Source organism: Halarchaeum grantii, from assembly GCF_014647455.2.
GTDB lineage: Archaea > Halobacteriota > Halobacteria > Halobacteriales > Halobacteriaceae > Halarchaeum > Halarchaeum grantii.
The window spans coordinates 263928-285006 of record NZ_BMPF01000001.1; the positions used below are offsets into that span (position 1 = coordinate 263928).

Below are 21079 nucleotides of genomic sequence, written 5' to 3' on the forward strand. Positions count from 1 at the left end.
TGGAGGTGTCTCACGCAATCTGTAAGCCGTCGCGTCCCGTGTGTCCGACAACGATGGAGCCAGTCACCGTCGCCGTCCCGCGCAAGGGCCGCCCGCTCGAAGCCGTCTTGGACCGGCTCGCGGGCCATCCGTCCGCCCAGCGGGTCGTCGACGACGTGACCGAGACGCTCCGCCACGAGAAGGCCGTGACGAAGGGGGAGGCGACGCCGGACGCGGGCGTCTACGAGCGCCTCGCCGCGTACAGCGACCCCACGGACCCCTACAAGGCCGACTACACGCTCCTGCGCGACGACCGGGCGGGCAAGCCCCGACGCGTCGTCTTCGACAGCCTCACGCTCGACGTCGCGGACGTCCCCGTTCGGTTGGTGGGACGCGAGGAGCCGTTCCGTGCGCTGCGCAAACACGAGTTCGCGCTCGGCTTCGACAGCGCCGACCTCGTCCTCGAGGAGGTCGTCGGCCTCCGCGAGGAGCCCCTCCAGTCGATCGCGGACGTGAACGAGCGCATCGATCCGCAGGACACGGACGTCCGCGTCGTCACCGGGCTCGGCGACACGGTCTACCACACGCTGATGGGTGACCGCGACGCGCTCGGCGTCGACGCCCTCGACCGGACGTTCCTCGACGGCTACGAGGGCGCGCTCTGCATCTCGCCGCGCTACGAGCGCCTCGTCGAGGCCGTCATCGGCCTCGACGCCCTCGACGGCGTGGAGTTCGTCTACCCCGAGGAGGGAGAGGAGGAGGAGGCCGCGATCGCCGACGCCGGCCTCGGCGTCTACCTCACCGTCACCGGCTCGACGGCGCGCGCGCACGGCCTCTCGCTCGGCGAGCGCCTCTTCCCGAGCGAGACCGTCCTCATGGAGAACGAGAGCGAGATGCGCACGGACGCGCTCGCGGCGGTACGCGACGCGATCGCCGCCGACGTCGACACCGAGCTCCCGGTCGCCTGAGCGGACTGCGGCGCCTGCAAACACGGCACGTCCTCGGGAATCAAGGCTATACGTCCGGCCCTCCTACTCCCGCCCATGTCTACTCTCCGACTGGACCCGCACGTCCACTCGGACGCCTCCTACGATGGCCACGAGCGCGTGGAGCTCATCCTCGAGCACGCCGCCGACATCGGTCTGGACGGCGTCGTCATCACCGACCACGACGAGATCGACGCGTCGCTCCGCGCCGCCCGCCTCGCGCCCGACTACGGGCTGGTGGGCGTCCCCGGCGTCGAGGTCTCCACGAAGCACGGCCACCTCCTCGCCATCGGCGTCACCGAGTGCCCCGACCCCGGGATGGGGTATCGCGAGACCGCCGACGCCGTCCGCGAACTGGGCGGCGTCGCGGTCGCCGCACACCCCTTCCAGCGGAGTCGTCACGGCGTCAAGCGCCGCCACCTCGTCCCGGACGAGCCCTCGGCTGACCCCGCCGTTGACGCCGTCGAGGTCTACAACTCGATGCTGTTCACGGGCTACCGGAACCGCCGCGCGCGGCGTTTCGCGCGCGCTCGCGGCCTCCCCGGTATCGGTTCGAGCGACGCCCACTACCTGATGAACGTCGGGCGCGCCTACACCGAGGTCGAGGTCCCCGGCCCGGACGCGCCCGCGAACGTCGACTACGAGGCCGTCGTCGACGCGATCCGCACCGGCGCGACCGCCGTCGACGGCGGACGCACGCCCGTCCGCCGGAGCGCCAGCCAGTACGCGAAGGGCGCCGTCAGAAAGAGCGTCTTCACGGTCACGTCGCGCGCGCCGTTCGTCCCCGCGTACCCGGTATCGATGCGCTAGCTCCGCGGTTAGTGCTCGACGCCGAGGTCCTTCGCGCGCTGGGCGGCGAGGTCGGCCACCTGCTCGACCGTGAGGTCGGACTGGTTCGCGAGCACGCGACAGAGCATTCCGAGCTGCCGTGACGCCGTCTGCTGGAGCTCGCGCGGGTCGTCCGTGTCGTTCCCGAAGAAGAACTCGTTCTCCCCGTCGTCGGTGAGGAGCCCGAGGTAGATGGACGTCAGGTCGTCGCGCTCGAGCGCCGCCGTCGCCTGCTCGCGGACCTCCTCGAACTGCGTCGTCTCGCTCTCGCTCATACGCACCGATGGAGTGGCGCGCTCAAAAGCCCACGGCTCCCGGTGGCAACCGCGCGCTCGCCAGCGGCTCGCGCGCGGAGCGTGCCGCATCCAAACCACTTTTAATCGCTCTTGACCGTGTGTTCAGTAAATGGGTCTCCACGTGTCCGACACTAGCCGGCTAGCGGATGCGCCGTTGCGCGGAGGAAGCCGATGGGCGTAGTCAGCTACGTTCGGCGGCTCTTCTCGGTCGACCGGCGCGTTCTCGTGCTCGCGCTCGCACGAGCGATGGACTCGCTCGGCAACTCCTTCCTCATCGTCGTCCTCCCGCTGTTCATCGGCGACGTCATCGCGGGCGGCGCGACCAGCGGCGTCACCGTCGGCATCGGCGGCTTCGACGTCACGCTCGCGGAGAGCCTCGCGGTCGGCGTCGTCCTCTCGATGTTCGGCTTCCTGAACAGCTTCGGCCAGCCGTTCACCGGGCGCTGGTCGGACCGGACGCAGAAGCGTCGCGCGTTCGTCCTCTTCGGCCTCGGCGTCCTCGCCGTGACGAACGTCGCGTACGCCTTCGCGGGGACCTACCTCCAGCTGTTCGTCATTCGCGCGCTCCAAGGCTTCGGCGTCGCGTTCACCGTGCCCGCCACCATCGCGCTCGTGAACGAACTCGCCACCGACGACACCCGTGGGAACAACATGGGCGTCTTCAACACCTTCCGCCTGCTCGGCTTCGGCCTCGGCCCCATCTTCGCGGGCGGCCTCGTCCACAGCGGCCCCTACTTCGGCGGCGCCCTCACCGGCTACAACGCCGCGTTCACCATCGCCGCCGCCGGCGCGCTCCTCAGCTTCGTCCTCGTCACGCTGCTCGTCGAGGACCCCGAGACCGTCGAGGCCGACGCGGGCGACGACCTCTCGATCGCCGTCCTCGACCACGAGCGCGAGGGGAAGTTCCTCGACCCCGTCTTCACGCTCGGCGTCGCCTCGCTGTTCATGGCCATCGGCATCGCGCTCCTCGCCGCCATCGAGTCGCAGGTGAACGCCCGCCTCGACCAGACCGCGTTCCTGTTCGGCATCGAGTTCGCGGCGTTCGTCCTCGCGCAGGTCCTGCTCCAAGCCCCGATCGGTGACGCGAGCGACACCTACGGGCGCAAGCCGTTCGTCCTCGGCGGCCTCCTGTTGCTCGCGCCGGCGACGCTCGCACAGGGCTTCGTCACCGAACCGTGGATGATGATCGTCGCGCGCTTCGTGCAGGGGATCGCCGGCGCCGCCGTCTTCGCGCCCGCGATGGCGCTCGCCGGTGACTACGCGCGCGCCGGCCAGTCCGGCACCCAACTCTCCGTGCTCACGATGGCGTTCGGCCTCGGCGTCGCCATCGGCCCGCTCGTCTCCGGCGCGCTCGCCGCCATCTCCTACGCGACGCCGTTCGTCCTCGGCGGCGCCCTCGCCCTCCTCGGCGCGATACTCGTCCACACGCAGGTCGAGGACACCGTTCGCGACGACGACGCCCCCGAGGCCGTCGCGGGCGACTAGCGGTAGAGGGAGACGTAGAGCGTCGCGAACCCGACGATGAACGGGAGCGTCGCACCGATCTCGAAGACGGGGCCGGTCGGGAGCTGGTCGGAGAGCACGGTCAGTCCGACGCCCATGCTGACGAACGCGAAGCCGATGAAGGCGTACTCGAGGCGCGGCGTCCCGTTGCGCCGATAGGCCTGAAAGCTGATGAGCGTCAGGCCGAGCGTGAGCGCGAAGAGCACGAGGCGGAGCGCGACGAGGACGATGCTCGCGAGCGTCATCGGTCGCTTCGACGTTCGTCACGGAACGCATAAACGTACCCCTTCTGTCGGGTCGGTGCGCCGCCGTGGTCCGCGTGCGCTCGCCCCCGCATCACTCACCACCGAGTTCCGACCAGAGGTCGCTGAAGCGGTCCGCGAGGTCGTCCTCGCGGCGGACCTCGACGACGTACTCGTCGTCCTCGAGACGGACGGAGAGCTCCTCGAACGTCGCGGCGTAGCGCTTGTAGTGGTTACCGTCGGGCGCGACGGCGGTCCGTGCGGTGACCAGCTCGCAGGACTGCAGGTCGTCGAGGCGCCGATAGACGGTGGGGAGCGAGACGTCGAGCGCGTCCGCGAGCTCCTTCGCGGAGCGTGGCTCGTCGTTCACGGCGGCGAGCACCGCGCGGGCGCGCGGGTCGCCGAGCGCGTCGAGTAGGTCATCGGCCCCCACGAGTGACACTGTTCGAGTCGTCGGTACCCCGCTAGATGAAGCTTTCTCAAACCGTGAAACCACTCTCCGTTCCTTAACTATCCGCGCGGCGTCGTACGGCGCATGAAGGAGCACTGGGGAGGGACGGTGGAACCGTCCGGGTCGGCGCCCGAGGAGATTACCGTCGAGAGCCTGCTGCGCGAACTCGACGCCGACGCCTCGAGCGACGAGGCGACCGTGCGTCCCACCGAACTGCTCGAGGACGCGCTGGTGTCGCTGGACGCGGACGCCGAGGGCTTTCGCTTCGACGAGGACATCGTCAAGCACAGCCTCGACGAACTCCTCCTCGTCCTCATCGCCGCGCGCGCCGACGGGACGCACGGCAAGCAGCTGATGGACGACCTCGACCAGCGCTTCGACGCGCGGCTCAGCCCCGGTACCGTCTACCCGCGCCTCCACGACATGGACGCCGAGGGCACGGTCGCCGTCCGCGAGATGGTGCGCACGAAGGAGTACACGATTTCGGACGACGCCGAAGCCGAGGCGCGCGTGCGCGAGGCGATGCTCCAGCACCTCGCGATCGGCCGCTTCCTCGAGCGCGCGCTGGCGGACGGCGACCTCTTCTAGACCGGTACCTATTTCGTTCGCTCGTCGCCCATTTTCGAGGGAATGCGACAGCTGCTCTGGTGGCTCATCGGCGGGTCGCGTGGCGGGAAGAACCGCCTACGCATCGTCCGCGCCCTCCAGCGCCGACCGATGAACACGAACCAGCTGTCGAACGAACTCGAGTTGAACTACAAGACCGTCCAGCACCACCTCGAGGTGCTGGAGGAGAACGACGTCGTCACGACGCGCGGAGACAACTACGGCAAGATGTACTTCCTCACAGACGCACTGACCGAGAACCTCGACATCCTCGAGGAGATCGCCGAACAGGCCGACATCGACATCGATGACGCGTAACGTCACACCGCTGGCGAAGACGGCGCTCGTCGTCGCGCTCGCGGGGGTGTGCGGCGCGCTCGCGGGTCTCCTCGTCCCGAGCGTCCCGCTCCCACCGGAGCTGTCGAACTCGCTCGTGGAGACGCTCGTCCGCGTGAAGTTCGGCGTCGCGACGTTCAACCTCGCGGTACTCGTCGCGCTCGTCGCCGCGTACGTCGACGTCTACCGGGACCTCCCGAACAAGTACACGCTCAGCCTCCTCGTGACGAGTCTGGCGCTCCTGCTCTACGCGCTCTCCGCGAACCCGCTCGTCGCGCTCCTCTTCGGCTTCCCACCGCATCCGGCGCTCGGGCCGTTCGGCTTCCTCCCGGACGTCTTCGTGGCAGTCGCCATCGTCGTTCTCTTCTACCAGAGCCAGACGTAAGTCCGGGGATGCGTCGCGCGCTCGGCGTCGCGGCGCCGCGCGCGTCCCCGAACGCCGCGACTTCTCCGCCGAATTTGTGCCTCCGTTGTGCCTAACTCCGGCGTAATCTCGGAAATTTGACTTTAGGAGGCGTGTCGTTCGGGCGAGTGTGCAGACGCCAGCCATCACCCCGCCGCTCGCGACACACGACCCGAGCGGCACCGACGCATCGCATCGGACACCGACCGTCGCCCTCGCGGAGGTGACGCGGGCGTGAGACGGACGTGGCGGAGTGCCGCCCTCGCCGTGCTCGTCGTCGCGAGCGCGCTCACCGGGACGGTCACGGCCGTGAGCGCCGACCAACCGGACGTACAGCTCTCCTCGGTCACCGTCTCGCCGGACGACCCCACGACCGGCGAATCGGTCACTGTCGAGACGACGATTTCGAACCTCGCGAGCACGAACGGGACCGTCGACGTGACGGCCGTCTACCTGCGGAAGTCCGGACGCTCGACGGAGTACGGACGCACCACTGACGTCGGCTCCATCGCGCCCGGTAGCACCCTCACCGTGCCGCTGACGGCGTCCTTCGACAGCGCGGGCGAGCAGCGCCTCACCGTCCACGTCACCGTCCGCGACGCCGACGGTGAGCACACGAGCTACGAGTACCCGGTGTCGGTCGACGTCGAGGACCCCGTCGTGAAGGCCGGCCTCTCGACGACCACGAACGACTCCGGGCAGACGACGGCGACGCTGACGAACTACGGAAACGTGAACTTCACCGACGTCACCATCGAGACGCTCGCGGACGGTGACGTCCTCGACAGCCAGTACACCTTCGACGTCGACCCCGCCGAGAGCCGGAGCGTCGCCTTCGACACCGAGGACTACGACGCCGACACCGTCACGTTCCGCGCGAGCTACACCGCGAACGGCGAGACGCACGAGACCACGCGCACCGTCGCCCTCGAACACGAGGTCACCGGGCGGATCCGGCTGACCGGCGTCGAGGCGACGCAGAGCGGGTCGACCGTCACGCTCGACGGCGACGCCGCGAACATCGGCGGGACGGACGTCGACTCCCTCCTCGTCAGCGTGCAGGACTCGGGGAGCGTCGCGCCGTCCGGCGGCGCCGGCGAGTACTTCGTCGGCTCCGTGGACGCGAGCGAGTTCGCGACCTTCGAGCTCGACGCCTCGGTTAGCGGGGACGTCACGTCGATTCCCGTCGAACTCACCTACCTCGTCGACGGCGAGCGCGTGACGACGACACAAAGCATCAGCGTCGCCTCGACCGGCGGCGCGTCGACGAACCAGTCCGCCGGTGCGTCGGGTGCGCCGAGCGGGATGAGCGGCCCGCCGGCGTCGAGCGGAAGCGGCGGCATCGCCGCCACGCTCACCAGCGGCCCCGTCCTCGGCGGGCTGGTCGCCGTGCTCGTCGCGCTCGGCGGCGGCCTCTACTACCTCTGGAACCGCGAATGAGCGTCATCGAACTCGACTCCGTGGTCAAGCGCTACGAGAGCGGCCCGGAGACCGTCGTCGCGCTGAAGGGCGTGGACTTCCACGCCGAGCGCGGCGAGATGGTCGTCGTCACCGGCCCGTCCGGGAGCGGGAAGAGCACGATGCTCAACATGATCGGCCTGCTCGACGCGCCGAGCGAGGGGACCGTCCACCTCGACGGCCGCGACGTCACGGACGCGAGCGAGGACGAACGCACCGAGGAGCGCCGCTCGGAGCTCGGGTTCGTCTTCCAGGACTTCCACCTCCTCCCGATGCTGAACGCCGTCGAGAACGTCGAACTCCCCTCGATGTGGGACACGGACGTCGACCGACACGAGCGCGCGATTGCCCTCCTGAAACGCGTCGGCCTCGGCGAGCGCCTCGATCACACCCCGGACGAGCTCTCCGGCGGCCAACAGCAGCGCGTCGCCATCGCGCGCTCGCTCATCAACGAACCGGACGTCCTCCTCGCGGACGAACCCACCGGCAACCTCGATCAGGCGACCGGCCGCACCATCCTCGACGAGATGGCGCGACTGAAGGAGGAGGAGAACATCGCCATCGTCGCGATCACACACGACGAGCAGATGGCGGCGTACGCCGACCGCGTCGTCCGCATCGTCGACGGGGTGGTACAGTGAGCCTCCTCTGGCGCTTCCCGAGCGTCCTGATGGCGTGGCGGAACCTCGGACGGAACCGGATGCGGACCGTGCTCGCCGCGCTCGGCATCATCATCGGCGTCATGGCGATCGCCTCGCTCGGCATGGCGACCGTCGCGATCCAACAGCAGGCCTCCTCACAGCTCGGCAGCCTGACGAATCAGGTGTCGGTCTCCGCCGGCGAAGACCTCGACACGGACGGCCTCACCGACGACCAGATCTCGGAGATCGAGAGCATCGCGGCGGACGCGACCGTCGTCCCGCAGAAGACGAACAACACCGAGCTCACCTCGCGGAGCGGGGCGACGGCGCGGGTGAGCGTCACGGGGGTGACGAACGCCGCCGCGCTCTACGACGTGTCTGCGGGCGAGTCGCCGAGTCGACTGACCACGGGCGCGCTCGTCACCAACAGCACCGCCCAACAGCTCGGCCTCGAACTCGGCGATCCCGTCGAGTACGACGGCCACCTCTATCGGGTTCGGGGGTTCATCGAGTCCGAGACCGGCTTCGGGCCGGGCGGCGGCCGAGGGGAACTCGTTCTCCCCGTCTCCGCGCTCTCCAACCAGCAGTACTACGACTCGGTGACGGTCATCGCCGAGGACGGTGACGCCGCGAGTGCGCTCTCCGACGACTTGGACGCGTACTTCAACACGGAGGACGAGACCACCCTCCAGATACAGAGCTACTCGGGCGTCCAGCAGAACATCGGGGGCTTCATGGACACGCTCCAGACCGCGCTCCTCGGCATCGGCGGCATCTCGCTCGTCGTCGCGAGCGTCGCCATCCTGAACGTCATGCTGATGAGCGTCATCGAGCGCCGGGGCGAGATCGGCGTCCTGCGCGCCGTCGGCATCCGGCGCGGCGAGGTGCTGCGCATGATCCTCACCGAGTCCGCCTTCCTCGGCGTGCTCGGCGGACTCGTCGGCGCGCTCGGGAGCCTCGGCGTCGGGCTGGTGCTCTTCAGCGTGCTCGCGGGCGACGCGACGGCTGTCCTCCAGTGGGCGAGCTCACAGTACCTCCTCTACGGCCTCGCGTTCGCGGTCGTCGCGAGCGTCCTCAGCGGGTTCTACCCCGCGTGGAAGGCCGCGAACGAGTCGCCGATCGACGCCCTCCGAGGATGAGCGACCGCGCCGCCCCGGACGAGCACACCCGCCGGCTCCTCGAGTGGGTCGCGGAGAACGAGAACCGCCGCCGCGTCGTCCGCGCGCTCTGCGAGCGCCCTCGGAACACGAACCAACTCGCCGACGCGCTCGACCTCCACTACCGGACGGCCCAACACCACCTGCGGCGTCTGTGCGAGCGCGGCGCGCTCACGTCCGTCGGTGACGGCTACGGCGAGACGTACTTTCCGGCGGACCGCGTCGCGTCGTATGCGTACCGCCTCGGCGCCACGGAGGACGCGGATGAGTGAGCGCGCACGGAGAACGCTCACCCTCTGTGCCGTCACCGTCGCCGTCTCGGCGGCCGTCGCCTCCGCCGCGCCCACCCTGCTCGTCCCCCGCTATCCGCCGGGCGTCTTCGGCGTCCTCGTGGGGCTGAAACTGTTCTTCTCCACGGCGACGCTGACGTCGCTCTGCGCGCTCCTCGTCACGCACGCGCGACTCTACCGCGACGTCCCGACGCCGTTCGCGCGCGGCCTCCTGCTGTTCACGCTCGCGTTCCTGCTCTACGCGGCGACGTCGAACCCCCTGCTCCCCCTCCTGTTCGGCTTCGGCCCGCCCGATCCGATCGGCGCGTTCACGTTCCTCCCCGACCTGTTCGCGTGTCTCGCCGCGCTCACCCTCTACCACCAGAGCGCGACGTAGGGGGAATTTGTGCCTCAGTCGGGGCGAAACTCGGCGGCTCTACTTGTCCCCGTCGTCGCAACTGTCGCGCGTGATGGACTGCGACGACCGACACGACCGGAACCCGAAAGCCCTCCGACTCGAGCGCTACCTCCGTGCGCGCGTCCGCGACGGTGCGTTCTACTGCAAGAGCAAGGACATCGCCGCCGACGTCGCGCTCACGCCGAGCGAGATCGGCCAGTTCCTCCCGCGATTCGACGGCGAGCGCGGCGTCGTCGTCGAGCGATGGGCGTACTCGGGCGGGACGCGCTGGCACGTCCGCCCCGCCGAGGAGTGAGCCGCCCCGACCGCGCGGCATTTCACCTCCCGTCCCCAACCCCGGGGTATGACCGGACGACGCGCACGCGGCATCGACCGGCGGGCGTTCGTGAAGTCCGCGCTCGCGATCGGCGGTGCGAGCGCGCTCTCGGCGTGCCTCGACCGGACGGACGACACCGACGTCCCGCAGGGGAGCGCGGAGTCGCTCCCGGAGCGCCAGCACGCGTGGGGCGCGTTCGTCGAGCGCGACGAGCACGGGAACGCCGTCCCCGTCCCGCACCGCCTCCTCCTCCTCCTCGACTACGACGGCGAGGGCACCCCCACCGAGGACGAGCGCGAAACCGTCGAGCGCGCGCTCGCGACGCTCGAGGACGCGTACGCGTGGAGCCACGACGGCCTCCTCTCGACGATGGCGTACTCGCCGTCCTACTTCGAGCGCTTCGAGTCGTCGCTCCCCGAGCGCGTCGACCTGCCCGCGCCCGAGGCGCTCGCGTCCTTCGAGAACCCCGCCCTCGACGCGGCCGACGCCGCCCTCCACCTCGCCAGCGACCACGGCCACGTCCTGCTCGCCGTCGAGCAGGCGCTCACAGGCGAACGAGACGCCCTCAACGGCGTCAGCGTCGACGCCTCCTTCGATGGCGTCTTCTCGGTCGCGGAGCGCCGCACCGGGTTCACGGGCGACGGTCTCCCCGCCGAGAACCAGGACGTGCGCGGCGTCCCCGACTCCGAGCCCGTCCCCGAGGACGCCCCGCTCTACATGGGCTTCAAGTCCACGTACGAGAAGACGCAGGCGAGCGAGGACCGCGTCACCATCGCGGAGGGCGCGTTCGCGGGCGGCACCACCCAGCACGTCTCGCACATGCTCCTCAATCTCCAGCAGTGGTACGAGCAGGACGACCGCGAGCAGCGCGTCGGCAAGATGTTCTGCCCCTATCACGCCGAGAACGACGTCGTGGAGGGCGCCGGGGACAATCTCGGGTCGGACGCGAAGATGGAGAAGGCCAAACCCGCAGAGCGGGCCGCCGACGAGGACGGCGTCGTCGGGCACAGTCAGAAGATGGTCTCGCTGCGCGAGGACGGCCGCCCCATCATCCTCCGGCGCGACTTCGACTCGACGGACGGCGGGCACGCCGGCCTCCACTTCGTCAGCTACCAGCGCGAGATCGCCGACTTCCTCGACACCCGCGACGCCATGACCGGCGCCGACCTCGCCGCCGAGACGCCGGTCGGCCAGCGCAACAACAACGGCATCCTCCAGTACATGAACGTCACGAGCCGCGGGAACTACCTCGTCCCGCCGCGCTCGAAGCGCGCCCTCCCCACGCCCGAGGGCGATGCCTAGCCGCCGCGCCTTCCTCGCCGGCCTCGGCGCGGGCGGCCTCGGTGCCCTCGCGGGCTGTTCGGCGCTGAATCTCACGCGCGAGGAGACGCAGGACTCGCAGTCCGGCGACCCCCCGCTCCCGGACCGCCCGAGCGCCGTCTACTACCCCTCGCACGTCGACGGCATGCTGATGTCGGGGACGCAGACGCGCGGCGGGCTCGGGTGCGCGCTCACCTACACGCGCCCGCATCGCTTCTGGCTCGTCTCCGGTCGCGAGACCACGCGCGTCCCCGCGCGCGACGCCGCCGCCATCCACGTCATGCCCGTCGTCTGGCACGTCGAGACGGGCACGGTCCTCACCGACCGCACCCCCACGCTCCGCTTCCACGACGGCGACGCGCTCGTCACCGCCGACGCACCGTGGCCGATGCTCTCCCAGCGCATGGGCTTTCACTTCGGGGACAACGTCGTCCTCCCCGGCGACGGCGGCACCTACGACGTCAGCGTGCGCGTCGGCGCGCCCGCCGTCCGTCGCACCGGCGCGCTCGCCGGCGGCCCCGACGCCGTCACGTTCGACTTCTCGCTCGCCTACTCGCAGGCCGAACTCGACGCCGTCTCCCGACGATACCGACGCGACGCCGGCGAGCGCGGCGCCGTCGACCCGATGGGGATGGAGATGCTCCCCGCCGGCGGCGTCCCCGCTCCCGCCGCCCTCCCGGGGCGCGTCCTCGGCACCGCGACGACCGGCGACGCCGCGGTCGTCGCCACCGTCCTCGACGGCGCCACGGCCTACGGCGGCGACGGCTCGCAGCGCTACCTCGCCGTCTCCATCAGGACGCCCTACAACCGCTACCCGCTCCCGATGACCGGCCTCCGAGCCGAAATCGCCGGCGAGACGCACGACCTCACCGAGACGCTCGACCCGGAACTCGGCCACCACTACGGCGTCGCCCTCGACGAAGCGCCCGACGCCGTCGACGTCACCGTCACCACGCCCCCGCAGGTCTCGCGCCACGAAGGCTACGAGACCGCGTTCCTTGACATGCCCGCCATCACCATCGACGCGACGGACGGCGCCTGACGCGCAACACGAGGTACCGGCGGCGAGAACCCGCGTCGCGTGGGGCTCGCGGTGTCGCCGTTCGAGGAGAGCCATCGCCCGTGGGCGGTCCGGACGACCTACTAGAGGCGCCCGTTACCGAGGGTCGATCCCTACCCGGCAACTCACCGGAGGAGGTCCCGGAGGCGCCGGAGCCGGCCGCGAACCCCCTCGGATCGCTTCGTCACGATGACGGGACTCTCCGAGCGCTTTGCGACGGATTCGGGGATCGATCCGAAGAGGAACTGCTCGACGGTTCCCTCGCGCGTCGCGCCGAGGACCGTGAGATCGGCCTCCGACGTCGCGTCGACGATGGTATCCGCGACGTCCGCACCTTCGAGGAGCGTCGTCTCGACGGTGACGTCGTCGTCGAGCGTCTCACGGGCGCTCGCGAGGCGCTCCTCGCCCTCGCGGCGGGTTGCCTCGTCCGCGTCTGCCTCGACAACGTGGACGACGCGGACGGTGGCGCCGTCGGTGCGCGCGATGGCGCTCGCGACTTCAGCGGAGAGCGCGGCGTTCACGCCGCCAGCCGCCGGGAGCAGTATTTCGTCGACATCCGCGCGATAGCCCGTCGTTTCCTCGACGAGCACGTCGCAGTCGGCCCGCTCGGCGACGTCGTCGACGGTGCTGCCGAAGACGACGTCGCGCCGACGATTGCTGTCTCCGCTCCACCCCATGAGGACGGCGTCAGCGTCGTACTGGTCGACGGTGTTCAAGATGGCTTCGGCGGGATCGTGCGCGATGCGGACGACGCCGGAGACGGGGACGTCGGCGTTCTCGGCGATGGCCATCGCGCTGTCGAGCACGTCGCGTTTCTCGTCGACGAACTGCCGCCCCTCCGAGAGCGGCGTCTGGTCGGGGAGGACGACGGCGGACGTCACGATGACCTCGCCGTCGCGCGCCTTCGCGATGTCGTCGGCGGTGCCGACGAGCTGTTCGACGTGGTCTGGGTTCGCGATGGGGACGACGATGCGGTAGTCGCGGTCGGCGGGTTGCCGTTCGCTGACGACGGTGGGCGTCTCGCGCTCGGCGTGTTCGCCCGATTCGCCGGAGAGAACGCCAAACCAGAAGGCGACGCCGATGACTTCCGCAACGACGCCGATGAGGAAGCTCGTCGGGCTGACGTTCAACAGGAGGACGCAGTTCGCGACGATGGCGATGGCGGGCAGCCATGGGACGAACGGCACCTCGAAACCTCGGTCGATGTCGGGGTGCTTCTGTCGCGAGCGCACGACGGCGAGATTCACGACGACGAGGCCGCCGAGCAGCATGAAGTCCGCGAAGTGCGTGAGCGCCTCGAGGCCGAGGTGGAAGGTGAGGCCGGCGAGGTGGATAGCGGAGGCGTCGCCCTCGCTGCCGGGCGGGGAGCCGAAGACGACGGTGAAGGCAACGATGTAGAAGAGGATGAGCCCGCCGGTGAGGAGGACGGACTTGTACGGCGTGTTGAGGGAGGGGTGGAGGTCCTCGAACTGGCTGGGGAGGTGGTCGCGACGCGCCATCGCGAGCTTCACGCGCGAGCCCGCGAGGATGGTGGCGTTCGCGGCGGAGAGCATCGAGAGGAGCGCGCCGACGATGATGACGTAGAAGCCGACGTCGCCGAGATAGTACTGGGCGGCGCGGCCCATCGCAATCTCGCCGTTGTTCGCGATGAACTGCTCGGCGGCCGCCGTGCTCGAGAGGCCGGCCTTCTCCGCGAGGAAGGTGAGGAACTGCGGGTCGTGGATGGCGATGACGATGACGAGGACGACGAGCGCGTAAACAACCGTCACGAAGCCCATGCTGAAGAAGATGGCTCGCGGCACGGTCCTGCCGGGGTCCTTGATCTCCTCGGCGTTGGTGGCGATCGCCTCGAAGCCGAAGAACGTGATGAAGACGAGCGCGCTCGTCAGGCCGATGTCGCGGACGTGCGTGATGTTCTCGGCGAGCGAGGCGGTAACGGCGGCCGCGTCGAACGCCTGCAGGCCGCCGTAGAGGAAGAGGCCGATGAGCGCGACCTTTAGACCGGTGATGAGTATCTGAACCATCCCGGTCTCCTCGGTGCCCTTGAGGTTGACGGCGACGAGGAGCGCGAGGATGAGGAGGCCGGGAATCCAGAACGGGAGCGCGTCCGGCACGGAGAGCGCGGGATACATGAAGCGGTAGAACCAGTCGGAGAAACTCGCGAGGTAGAAGGCGGCGGACGCCGGATAGCCGAGGATCATCGACCAGCCGACGATATAGGTGAGGTCGGTGTCGAAGACGTTCGCGACGTACATGTAGCCGCCCCCGGACTCGGGGTAGATGGAGGCGAATTCCGCGTAGGCGAACGCGGTGAACGACGCGACGATGGCGGCGAGGAGGAAGGCGACGATGGCGGCCGCGCCGACGTTGGCGACGGCGAGACCGGAGAGGACGAAGATGCCCGCCGCGATCATCGTCCCGACGCCGATGGCGACGGCACCGACGATGCCGATGTCGCGGCTCAGCTCTGTCTCAACGTCGCTCGCGGTGTCGCCGCTCACAGCGATGCACCCCGTGAGAGACGTCGTGAACGCGACGACGGAGCCACCGCCCTCCGGAACCGATCCGTGAGTGTAGGTGCGGAGAGAGACATACCACTGGTTCGGGGACGAGCGCTAATAAACGTAGGCAGACCCGGTCGACGGTGACGCCGCAATGGGGGGCCGCACGTCGAAGCGGCCCGACATCGAACGGCGTCGGGGGCGCTCTCGCGGCGTTACCGTGCGCCGTCGGTCCCGGTAAATATCGAGATGACGTCGTCGGTCATGCCGACCCGGGAGAAGACGGTGACGACGTCGCCCGCCTGCACGTCGGTGTCGCCGCGCGGCGTGATGAGGGGGCCGTCGTCTCGCTCGATGGCGACGAGCAGGAGGTCGGTGCCGAGCAGGCCCTCGTCGCCGACGTCGCTGAGCGTCTTGCCGGCGATGGGCGCGTCGCGCGAGACGGTCACCTCGAAGATTTCGGCGTCGCCCCCGACCTCCATGAAGTCCTCGACGGACGGCCGCTCGACGGCGCGAAAGAGGTACTGGGCGATGAGGCGCTGGGGGTTCTCGAGGACGGTGGCGCCGATCCGGCGGAAGACGTTCATGTGCTCGGGGTTCTGGACGACGGTGACGAGGGAGGGGATCTCGAACTCCTTCGCGAGCAGGAGGACCATGATGTTGGTGGCGTCCTCGTCGGTCGTGCAGATGATGGCGTCCGCGTCGGCGGCGCCCGCGTCTTCGAGCGTCTCCTTCTCCGTCGCGTCCGCGTTCAACACGAGGCAGTCGTAGGTCTGGCTCGCGGCCTCGGCGACCTCGGGGTCGCGCTCGACGACGACGACCTCGTTCTCGGAGGCGGTGGCGAGTTCGAGCACCTGCGAGCCGATCTGGCCGGCGCCGACGACGATGATGTACACACCCGTGGTGGGGTCGGCCAGCCAGTTAATCGCTTGTGGTGCGGGCGGTACGGACGGCGATGGCCGCGACGTACGCGAGGAGCGCGAGGACGTAGCCGGCGGCGAGCGCCTCGGTGACGGGGCCCCGTCCGAGGAGCGCGAGGAGCGCGAGGACGAGTGGGCCGAGGAGGACGAAGGCGTCGAGGACGCGGTCGTTTGGTCCGGCGTCGCGGAACGCGGTGTAGAGCGCGCGGAGAACGCCGCTCATCGCCGACGCACCCCGAAGCCGTAGAAGAGCCCGCGAAGCATGACGAGCACGGGGACGATCTCGAGGCGCCCGATCCACATGTTGAACAGGAACGCCACCTTCGCGGGCGTCGGCATCTCCGGCCCGGTGATGCCAGCCGAGAGCCCGACGTTCCCCTGCGTGCTCGCGATCTCGAAGAGGACGTTCTCGAGGGTGAACGACGAGTCGACGGTGAGCAGGAGTACGGCGGCCCCGGCGCCGAGGAAGACGACCCAGAGGAGCGTGATGATGGCGGCCTCCTCGAACTCTCGGGTGAGCTCGTCGCTCGTGAGCGTGCGGTCGTCGAGGCGGAACGACCGGACGGCCGAGCGGGGGTAGAAGACGCCGGCGATGCGGAAGGCGGTGCCCTTCAGGAGGGTGGCGACGCGAACGAGTTTGATCCCGCCCGCCGTCGACCCGGCCGCGGCGCCGACGACCATACCGAGCGAGACGAGGAGGTGCGCGCCCGCGCTCCACTGCGTCCCGATGGCCGCCGTCTGGAAGCCCGCACAGGAGGCCGCCGAGACGAACTGGAAGATGGCGTAGCGAAACGACTGGAAGACGGTGGCGCCCGTGCCGGTGAGGCTGACACCGAGCACGGAGACGGGGCCGGTCGCGGCGTAGACGCCGTTCGCGTAGAGGAGCGCGGTGAGCGCGAGCGTTCCGAGGCCGAAGAAGCCGACGATCCACCGCGTCTGGAGGTCGTCGAGCGCGTCGCCGAGGTGACCTTGGAGGGCGAGGTAGTGGACGGGGAACGCGATGCTCCCGAGGAGCATGATGGGGACGAGCGCGAAGTCGATAGCGACGCTGTCGTAGGTCGCGATGGAGTTGTCGGTGACGGAGAACCCGCCGGTAGCGAGCCCGGTCATCGCGTGGTTGAGCGCCTCCCAGAGCGGCATGCCGGCGAGCCAGAGGACGCAGACGGAGAGGAAGGTGAAGAGGAGGAAGATCCACCAGATAGTGCGGACCGTCGACACGATGCTCGGGTGGATCTTCTCCGAGCGCGCCTCGCTCTCGTAGAGCGTCAGGCTCCCCGAGCCGGGGCGCGCCAGAATCGCCGTCGTCAGGACGATGACGCCCACGCCGCCCACCCACTCCATGAACGAGCGCCACCACTGCAGGACGCGGGGCAGTCGGTCCTCGTGGACGGTCATGGTCAGCCCGGTGCCGGTGAAGCCGCTCATGGACTCGAAGAGCGCGTTCAGCGGGTGGCGGAACGCGGCGACGGTGTCGTTGAGCGCGGGCGCGCCGAAGAGGCCGGCGTGCATCGTCGCGGCGAGGAGGAGGAAGGGAAGCGCACCGAAGACGGCGACGAGGAACCACCCGGAGGCGGCGATGACCATACCGTGGAGCTTCCCGGGTTCGGTGGCGTCCGCGTAGCGTTCGGAGAGGCCGTAGCCGACGGCGAGCGGGAGCGCCGCCGAGGCGAGGAGCGCGGGCGCCGCGTAGAACTCCCCCCAGACGAACGCGACGGCGATGGTGGCCGCCGGCATGACCGCGTACACCTGGAGGATCCGCCCCAGATCGCGGCCGACCACTGCGAGTCCGCGGGTAGACATTCGTTGGCCCTATTCGTCGCCGGAGCTAAAAGGATACGTCTCAGCTCCGCCAGTAGGCGTGCGTGAGGAGCACGAGCACCGGGAAGATCTCGAGGCGGCCGACCCACATGAAGAACACCATGAGGAGCTTCGAGGCCCGTGGGAACGGCAGAAAGCTGTTCATCGGGCCGACGATGCCGACACCCGGCCCGACGTTGCCGAGGGTCGCCGCGACGGCGCTCGTCGCCTCGAACGCGGAGAGCTCTTGGCCGGGAACGCCGACGAGGAGGACGACGAGGGTTCCGAACGCGAAGATGACGAGGTAGAGGAGCGTGAAGGCGTAGATGCCGCGAATCGCGTCCTCGTCGATGACCGTCGAGCCGAGGCGGACGGGACGAACCGCTTCGGGGTGGACGGCGGTGAACAGTTCGCGACGCAGCGTCTTCAGAATCACCACCCAGCGGATGATCTTGATGCCGCCGCCGGTGCTCCCCGCCGACCCGCCGATGAACATCGCGAACAGCAGGACGTACTTGGCGTGTTGCCCCCAGTTGTTGAAGTCCATGCTCGCGTATCCGGTGGTCGTCACGATGGAGGCGATTTGGAAGGTGGCGTGGCGAAGCGACGGTTCGAGCGCGTTGGTCAGCATGTCGAAGCCCGGCGTCGTGAAGAGGAGACCGGTGGTGATCGCCGTGAGGACGCCTATCGCGCCGAGATACGTCTTGAACTCGATGTCGTCCCAGACGACGTTGAAGTCGCGGTTCCAGACGTGCCAGAAGAGCGCGAAGTTCGTCCCGGCCGCGACCATGAACGGAATGATGAACCACTGGACGACGGCGGTGAACGCCTCGATGGAGCGCGCTTCAGGGGAGAACCCGCCGGTCGGCATCGTCGTGAACCCGTGCGCAACGGCGTTGTAGAGCGTCATCTCGGGCGCCATCCCGAGCTGGTGGAAGCCGTAGAGGCCGACGATTTCGAGGACGGTGAGGCCGATATACATCCCCCAGAGCGCGCGCGCCGTCTCCGCGATGCGCGGCGTGAGCTTCTGGATGCCCGGTCCGGGCGCTTCCGCGTCCATCAGCTGGGCGCCGCCGACGGAGAGTTCGGGGAGGATGGCGACCGCGAGGACGACGATTCCCATTCCGCCGAGCCACTGCGTCTCCTGACGCCACATCATGAGCGCGCGCGAATGCGTCTCGAAGCTGATGTCGCCCATGACCGTCGACCCGGTGGTGGTGAACCCGCTCATCGTCTCGAAGAGGGCGTTCACGGGGAGCCGGAGCGTCGACGTCGCACCGTAGGCGGTGAGGCTCCCCTCGAAGATGTACGGGAGGGCGCCGACGACGCTGATGAGGAGCCACGTGAGCGCGACCATGAGGAAGCCCTCGCGGGCGCCGAGCGCGGCCGCCGGGTCGGAGTGGAGGCGTTCGAGCCCCCAGCCGACGACGAACGCGATGGCGATCGCGGGGAGGATCGCCTTCAGCCCGCGCCCGTAGAAGAGCGCGAGCGCGAGCGGGAACAGCATCGGGACGGTGAGCCACTTGACGACGCGACCGGTGAGGCTGACGCTCGCGCGCCAGTCGACTCGGAGCGTCGCACTCATAGTGTCGCGGTCACCGCGTCGAGTGCGTCTTCGCGGACGAACGCGACGACGTGGTCGCCGACCTGGACGACGGTGTCGCCGCGCGGCGTGACGAACTCGCCGTTGCGTGTGATGGCGCCGACGACGACGCCGTCCGGGAGGTCGGCGACCGCCTCGCGGATCGAGCGCCCGGCGAGCGCGCTTTCCTCGTCGATCTCGACTTCGAGGACCTCTGCCGCGCCCGGTTCGACGATGGCGACGTTCTCCATGCGGCGCTCGCGGGTGAAGCGCGTGATTTCCTCGGCGGTCACCTCTCGCGGGTTGATCGCGACGTCGACGCCGACGGCCTCGAAGAGGTCGACGTACGCGGGGTTGTCCACGATGGCGACGGTTCGGTTGACGCCGAGGCGCTTGGCGAGCAGGGAGACGAGGAGGTTCCGCTCGTCGCTGTCGAGCGCGGCGACGAGGAGGCCGGCCTCGCCGACGTGCTCGCGCTCGAGGAACTCGGCGTCCGTGGCGTCGTGCTCGAGGACGGTGGTCTTCGAGAGGGTCTCCGCGAGTTCGCGGGCGCGCTCGGGGTCCTGCTCGATGAGGCGTGGGACGAACCCGCGCTCGGAGAGCAGGCGGCCCGTGAGCTCGCCCACCGAGCTGCCACCGACGATGACGACGTTCCCGACTTCGTCGGCGCCTCCTTCGGGGACGACGGCGGCGGCGAACGCCTCGACGCTCCCGGGGCGGCCGATGACGACGACTTTGTCGCCCGCGTCGATGGCGGTGTCACCGCGAGCGATTTCGACGTCGTCTCCCCGGATGACGGCGGCGAACGTCAGCGCGTCGAACCGGTCGGCCTCCTGTACCGTCTGTCCGGCGAGGGGGCTCCCCTCGGTGACCTCGAACTCGGCCATCTGGACGCGCCCGCCCGCGAACGGGTCGACGTCGCGCGCCGTCGGGAGGCCGACGATGCGAACGATCGACTGGGCGGTCAACAGGTCCGTACAGACCATGAAGTCGACGCCGAAGACCCCCTGCGAGTGCCGCCACGTCTCGAGGTAGGCCCGGTTCTGCACGCGGGCGATAGTGAACGCGCCGCTCGCGGTTTTCACCGTCCCGCAGATGGCCAGGTTCGTCTCGTCGTCGTCCGTGGACGCGATGACGATGTCGGCCTTCGAGACGTCTGCCGCTCGGAGCGTATCGAGCGACGCCCCGTCCCCCTCGACGGTCAACACGTCGTGCTCGTAGGTCAGTCGCTCGACGCGCTCCGAGTCCACGTCGACGACGACGACGTCGTGGCTCTCCGCGAGGCTCGCGGCGATGCTGGAGCCGACTTCGCCGGCGCCGACGATTACGACTCGCATCGTCGAGCCCTCCGTGCGTGCATACGCATCCCCAAGACGCGCACAGGAAAAGTCGGTTTCGACCGACGTGTCGCGGCGCCCGCCCCCCACGGACGCCGTGCGCGCTCAGTCCTCGGCTGGCGCGCGCTCCGGGGTCTCGCCGTACTTCTGCTCGAACTCGCCGATGAGGGTGCCCATCTTCGCGTACCAGTCGTTGAGGGTGCGCTGTAGTTCCTGGGCGATCTCCTCGCCGTCGCGGGGCTCGTAGACGTGGTAGTAGCCGCCCTGCTCGTAGTTCACCTGCTCCTTGCGGATGAACCCCGCCTGCAGGAGGCGCTGGACCGACCGGTAGGCCGTCGAGCGTTCGCGACCCACCTCGTCGGCGATCTCATCCACCGTCAGCGACTCCCCGCGCTCACAGAGCACTTCGAAGATCTCCCGGTCGAGCGCTTTCAGGTCGTGGAAACACTCCAACAGCCCCTCACACTCCATGTCCGCCCGGAGCATCTCACTCATCGAATCGGCCATTCGTCGCCCGAACGTACGACACGTGCGCGTAAAAGCGTTCGTTCGAGCCGCTGAGCGCCGACGCCGCCGCGGCCGTCCCGCTACGGTAACGTCGCCCCCGTGCGGTGGGGATCGATCACCCGGACTCACCCCGAGAATTGTGTATATCGATATGTAGTTTACCCGT

24 protein-coding genes are annotated in these 21079 nt (G+C 69.3%); 14 read left to right on the plus strand and 10 right to left on the minus strand.

Annotated features, from left to right (window positions below):
• The first annotated feature begins 53 nt into the window (after positions 1-53).
• Together IEY12_RS01345 and IEY12_RS01350 are read left to right on the plus strand one after the other, a co-directional pair.
• Positions 54-947 carry a phosphoribosyltransferase HisG-related protein gene (locus tag IEY12_RS01345; protein ID WP_188877171.1) on the plus strand — a complete coding sequence of 298 codons (894 nt, stop codon included), beginning with the start codon at positions 54-56 and terminating at the stop codon, positions 945-947.
• 75 nt (positions 948-1022) lie between these two features.
• Positions 1023-1775, plus strand: coding sequence for a CehA/McbA family metallohydrolase (locus IEY12_RS01350; protein ID WP_188877179.1), 753 nt, complete (start codon positions 1023-1025; stop codon positions 1773-1775).
• Positions 1776-1783: 8 nt separating this feature from the next.
• Here IEY12_RS01350 and IEY12_RS01355 read toward each other — a convergent pair whose 3' ends face one another.
• A complete protein-coding gene (locus tag IEY12_RS01355; RefSeq protein WP_188877188.1) occupies positions 1784-2068 on the minus strand; it encodes a DUF8113 family protein in 285 nt (94 codons plus the stop codon).
• Between the two features lie 192 nt (positions 2069-2260).
• Between IEY12_RS01355 and IEY12_RS01360 the strand changes: the two genes are divergently transcribed.
• Positions 2261-3574 carry an MFS transporter gene (locus IEY12_RS01360; protein ID WP_188877191.1) on the plus strand — a complete coding sequence of 438 codons (1314 nt, stop codon included), beginning with the start codon at positions 2261-2263 and terminating at the stop codon, positions 3572-3574.
• Here the strand turns inward: IEY12_RS01360 and IEY12_RS01365 are convergent.
• Positions 3571-3837, minus strand: a complete 267-nt coding sequence (locus IEY12_RS01365; RefSeq protein ID WP_188877195.1) for a DUF7521 family protein — start codon at positions 3835-3837, stop codon at positions 3571-3573. The genes IEY12_RS01360 and IEY12_RS01365 overlap by 4 nt on opposite strands.
• 91 nt (positions 3838-3928) lie before the next feature.
• Positions 3929-4276: an ArsR/SmtB family transcription factor gene (locus tag IEY12_RS01370; protein ID WP_188877211.1), complete on the minus strand. Its 348-nt coding sequence runs from the start codon at positions 4274-4276 to the stop codon at positions 3929-3931.
• Between the two features lie 93 nt (positions 4277-4369).
• Here IEY12_RS01370 and IEY12_RS01375 point away from each other — a divergent pair, with 93 nt between their 5' ends.
• From IEY12_RS01375 to IEY12_RS01425, 11 genes are all read left to right on the plus strand, one after another.
• On the plus strand, positions 4370-4873 hold the full coding sequence (locus tag IEY12_RS01375; protein WP_188877215.1) for a PadR family transcriptional regulator: 504 nt from the start codon (positions 4370-4372) through the stop codon (positions 4871-4873).
• Between the two features lie 42 nt (positions 4874-4915).
• Positions 4916-5209 carry an ArsR/SmtB family transcription factor gene (locus IEY12_RS01380; protein WP_123076218.1) on the plus strand — a complete coding sequence of 98 codons (294 nt, stop codon included), beginning with the start codon at positions 4916-4918 and terminating at the stop codon, positions 5207-5209.
• Positions 5199-5612: a DUF8036 family membrane protein gene (locus IEY12_RS01385; RefSeq protein WP_229870825.1), complete on the plus strand. Its 414-nt coding sequence runs from the start codon at positions 5199-5201 to the stop codon at positions 5610-5612. The genes IEY12_RS01380 and IEY12_RS01385 overlap by 11 nt, the downstream gene beginning before the upstream one ends.
• 252 nt (positions 5613-5864) lie before the next feature.
• Positions 5865-7070 carry a CARDB domain-containing protein gene (locus tag IEY12_RS01390; protein ID WP_188877220.1) on the plus strand — a complete coding sequence of 402 codons (1206 nt, stop codon included), beginning with the start codon at positions 5865-5867 and terminating at the stop codon, positions 7068-7070.
• The gene (locus tag IEY12_RS01395; RefSeq protein WP_188877224.1) at positions 7067-7729 is read left to right on the plus strand and encodes an ABC transporter ATP-binding protein; all 663 of its coding nucleotides are present in this window, start codon (positions 7067-7069) and stop codon (positions 7727-7729) included. Before IEY12_RS01390 ends, IEY12_RS01395 begins: the two co-directional genes overlap by 4 nt.
• Before the next feature lie 29 nt (positions 7730-7758).
• The gene (locus IEY12_RS01400) at positions 7759-8868 is read left to right on the plus strand and encodes an ABC transporter permease (protein ID WP_425433160.1); all 1110 of its coding nucleotides are present in this window, start codon (positions 7759-7761) and stop codon (positions 8866-8868) included.
• On the plus strand, positions 8865-9158 hold the full coding sequence (locus tag IEY12_RS01405) for an ArsR/SmtB family transcription factor (protein ID WP_188877226.1): 294 nt from the start codon (positions 8865-8867) through the stop codon (positions 9156-9158). Before IEY12_RS01400 ends, IEY12_RS01405 begins: the two co-directional genes overlap by 4 nt.
• Positions 9151-9552 carry a DUF8036 family membrane protein gene (locus IEY12_RS01410; RefSeq protein WP_229870832.1) on the plus strand — a complete coding sequence of 134 codons (402 nt, stop codon included), beginning with the start codon at positions 9151-9153 and terminating at the stop codon, positions 9550-9552. The genes IEY12_RS01405 and IEY12_RS01410 overlap by 8 nt, the downstream gene beginning before the upstream one ends.
• A gap of 73 nt (positions 9553-9625) precedes the next feature.
• Positions 9626-9868 (plus strand): DUF7123 family protein, encoded by a 243-nt coding sequence (locus tag IEY12_RS01415; RefSeq protein WP_188877230.1) that lies wholly within the window; start codon positions 9626-9628, stop codon positions 9866-9868.
• A gap of 48 nt (positions 9869-9916) precedes the next feature.
• Positions 9917-11191, plus strand: coding sequence for a DUF7405 family protein (locus IEY12_RS01420; protein ID WP_188877232.1), 1275 nt, complete (start codon positions 9917-9919; stop codon positions 11189-11191).
• Complete coding sequence (locus tag IEY12_RS01425) at positions 11184-12251, plus strand: DUF7350 domain-containing protein (RefSeq protein ID WP_188877237.1); 1068 nt, start codon at positions 11184-11186, stop codon at positions 12249-12251. The genes IEY12_RS01420 and IEY12_RS01425 overlap by 8 nt, the downstream gene beginning before the upstream one ends.
• A gap of 143 nt (positions 12252-12394) precedes the next feature.
• Here IEY12_RS01425 and IEY12_RS01430 read toward each other — a convergent pair whose 3' ends face one another.
• The 7 genes from IEY12_RS01430 to IEY12_RS01460 form a co-directional block, all read right to left on the minus strand.
• Positions 12395-14770, minus strand: a complete 2376-nt coding sequence (locus IEY12_RS01430) for an amino acid permease (protein WP_326838444.1) — start codon at positions 14768-14770, stop codon at positions 12395-12397.
• Positions 14771-14985: 215 nt separating this feature from the next.
• Complete coding sequence (locus IEY12_RS01435; protein ID WP_188877238.1) at positions 14986-15666, minus strand: potassium channel family protein; 681 nt, start codon at positions 15664-15666, stop codon at positions 14986-14988.
• A gap of 25 nt (positions 15667-15691) precedes the next feature.
• Positions 15692-15913: a hypothetical protein gene (locus tag IEY12_RS01440; RefSeq protein WP_188877244.1), complete on the minus strand. Its 222-nt coding sequence runs from the start codon at positions 15911-15913 to the stop codon at positions 15692-15694.
• Positions 15910-17490: a TrkH family potassium uptake protein gene (locus IEY12_RS01445; RefSeq protein ID WP_188877248.1), complete on the minus strand. Its 1581-nt coding sequence runs from the start codon at positions 17488-17490 to the stop codon at positions 15910-15912. The genes IEY12_RS01440 and IEY12_RS01445 overlap by 4 nt, the downstream gene beginning before the upstream one ends.
• A 40-nt stretch (positions 17491-17530) precedes the next feature.
• Positions 17531-19072: a TrkH family potassium uptake protein gene (locus IEY12_RS01450; protein ID WP_188877257.1), complete on the minus strand. Its 1542-nt coding sequence runs from the start codon at positions 19070-19072 to the stop codon at positions 17531-17533.
• Positions 19069-20406 (minus strand): Trk system potassium transporter TrkA, encoded by a 1338-nt coding sequence (gene trkA, locus IEY12_RS01455; protein ID WP_188877262.1) that lies wholly within the window; start codon positions 20404-20406, stop codon positions 19069-19071. The genes IEY12_RS01450 and trkA overlap by 4 nt, the downstream gene beginning before the upstream one ends.
• Positions 20407-20511: 105 nt before the next feature.
• The gene (locus IEY12_RS01460; RefSeq protein ID WP_188877265.1) at positions 20512-20913 is read right to left on the minus strand and encodes a helix-turn-helix domain-containing protein; all 402 of its coding nucleotides are present in this window, start codon (positions 20911-20913) and stop codon (positions 20512-20514) included.
• Positions 20914-21079 lie beyond the last annotated feature (166 nt).

Coding starts and splice junctions, on each gene's coding strand:
- IEY12_RS01345 (WP_188877171.1), top strand. CDS start 54: ATGGAGCCAGTCACCGTCGCCGTCCCGCGCAAGGGCCGCCCGCTCGAA.
- IEY12_RS01350 (WP_188877179.1), top strand. CDS start 1,023: ATGTCTACTCTCCGACTGGACCCGCACGTCCACTCGGACGCCTCCTAC.
- IEY12_RS01355 (WP_188877188.1), bottom strand. CDS start 2,068: ATGAGCGAGAGCGAGACGACGCAGTTCGAGGAGGTCCGCGAGCAGGCG.
- IEY12_RS01360 (WP_188877191.1), top strand. CDS start 2,261: ATGGGCGTAGTCAGCTACGTTCGGCGGCTCTTCTCGGTCGACCGGCGC.
- IEY12_RS01365 (WP_188877195.1), bottom strand. CDS start 3,837: ATGACGCTCGCGAGCATCGTCCTCGTCGCGCTCCGCCTCGTGCTCTTC.
- IEY12_RS01375 (WP_188877215.1), top strand. CDS start 4,370: ATGAAGGAGCACTGGGGAGGGACGGTGGAACCGTCCGGGTCGGCGCCC.
- IEY12_RS01380 (WP_123076218.1), top strand. CDS start 4,916: ATGCGACAGCTGCTCTGGTGGCTCATCGGCGGGTCGCGTGGCGGGAAG.
- IEY12_RS01385 (WP_229870825.1), top strand. CDS start 5,199: ATGACGCGTAACGTCACACCGCTGGCGAAGACGGCGCTCGTCGTCGCG.
- IEY12_RS01395 (WP_188877224.1), top strand. CDS start 7,067: ATGAGCGTCATCGAACTCGACTCCGTGGTCAAGCGCTACGAGAGCGGC.
- IEY12_RS01400 (WP_425433160.1), top strand. CDS start 7,759: ATGGCGTGGCGGAACCTCGGACGGAACCGGATGCGGACCGTGCTCGCC.
- IEY12_RS01405 (WP_188877226.1), top strand. CDS start 8,865: ATGAGCGACCGCGCCGCCCCGGACGAGCACACCCGCCGGCTCCTCGAG.
- IEY12_RS01410 (WP_229870832.1), top strand. CDS start 9,151: ATGAGTGAGCGCGCACGGAGAACGCTCACCCTCTGTGCCGTCACCGTC.
- IEY12_RS01415 (WP_188877230.1), top strand. CDS start 9,626: ATGGACTGCGACGACCGACACGACCGGAACCCGAAAGCCCTCCGACTC.
- IEY12_RS01420 (WP_188877232.1), top strand. CDS start 9,917: ATGACCGGACGACGCGCACGCGGCATCGACCGGCGGGCGTTCGTGAAG.
- IEY12_RS01425 (WP_188877237.1), top strand. CDS start 11,184: ATGCCTAGCCGCCGCGCCTTCCTCGCCGGCCTCGGCGCGGGCGGCCTC.
- IEY12_RS01440 (WP_188877244.1), bottom strand. CDS start 15,913: ATGAGCGGCGTTCTCCGCGCGCTCTACACCGCGTTCCGCGACGCCGGA.
- IEY12_RS01445 (WP_188877248.1), bottom strand. CDS start 17,490: ATGTCTACCCGCGGACTCGCAGTGGTCGGCCGCGATCTGGGGCGGATC.
- IEY12_RS01450 (WP_188877257.1), bottom strand. CDS start 19,072: ATGAGTGCGACGCTCCGAGTCGACTGGCGCGCGAGCGTCAGCCTCACC.
- trkA (WP_188877262.1), bottom strand. CDS start 20,406: ATGCGAGTCGTAATCGTCGGCGCCGGCGAAGTCGGCTCCAGCATCGCC.
- IEY12_RS01460 (WP_188877265.1), bottom strand. CDS start 20,913: ATGGCCGATTCGATGAGTGAGATGCTCCGGGCGGACATGGAGTGTGAG.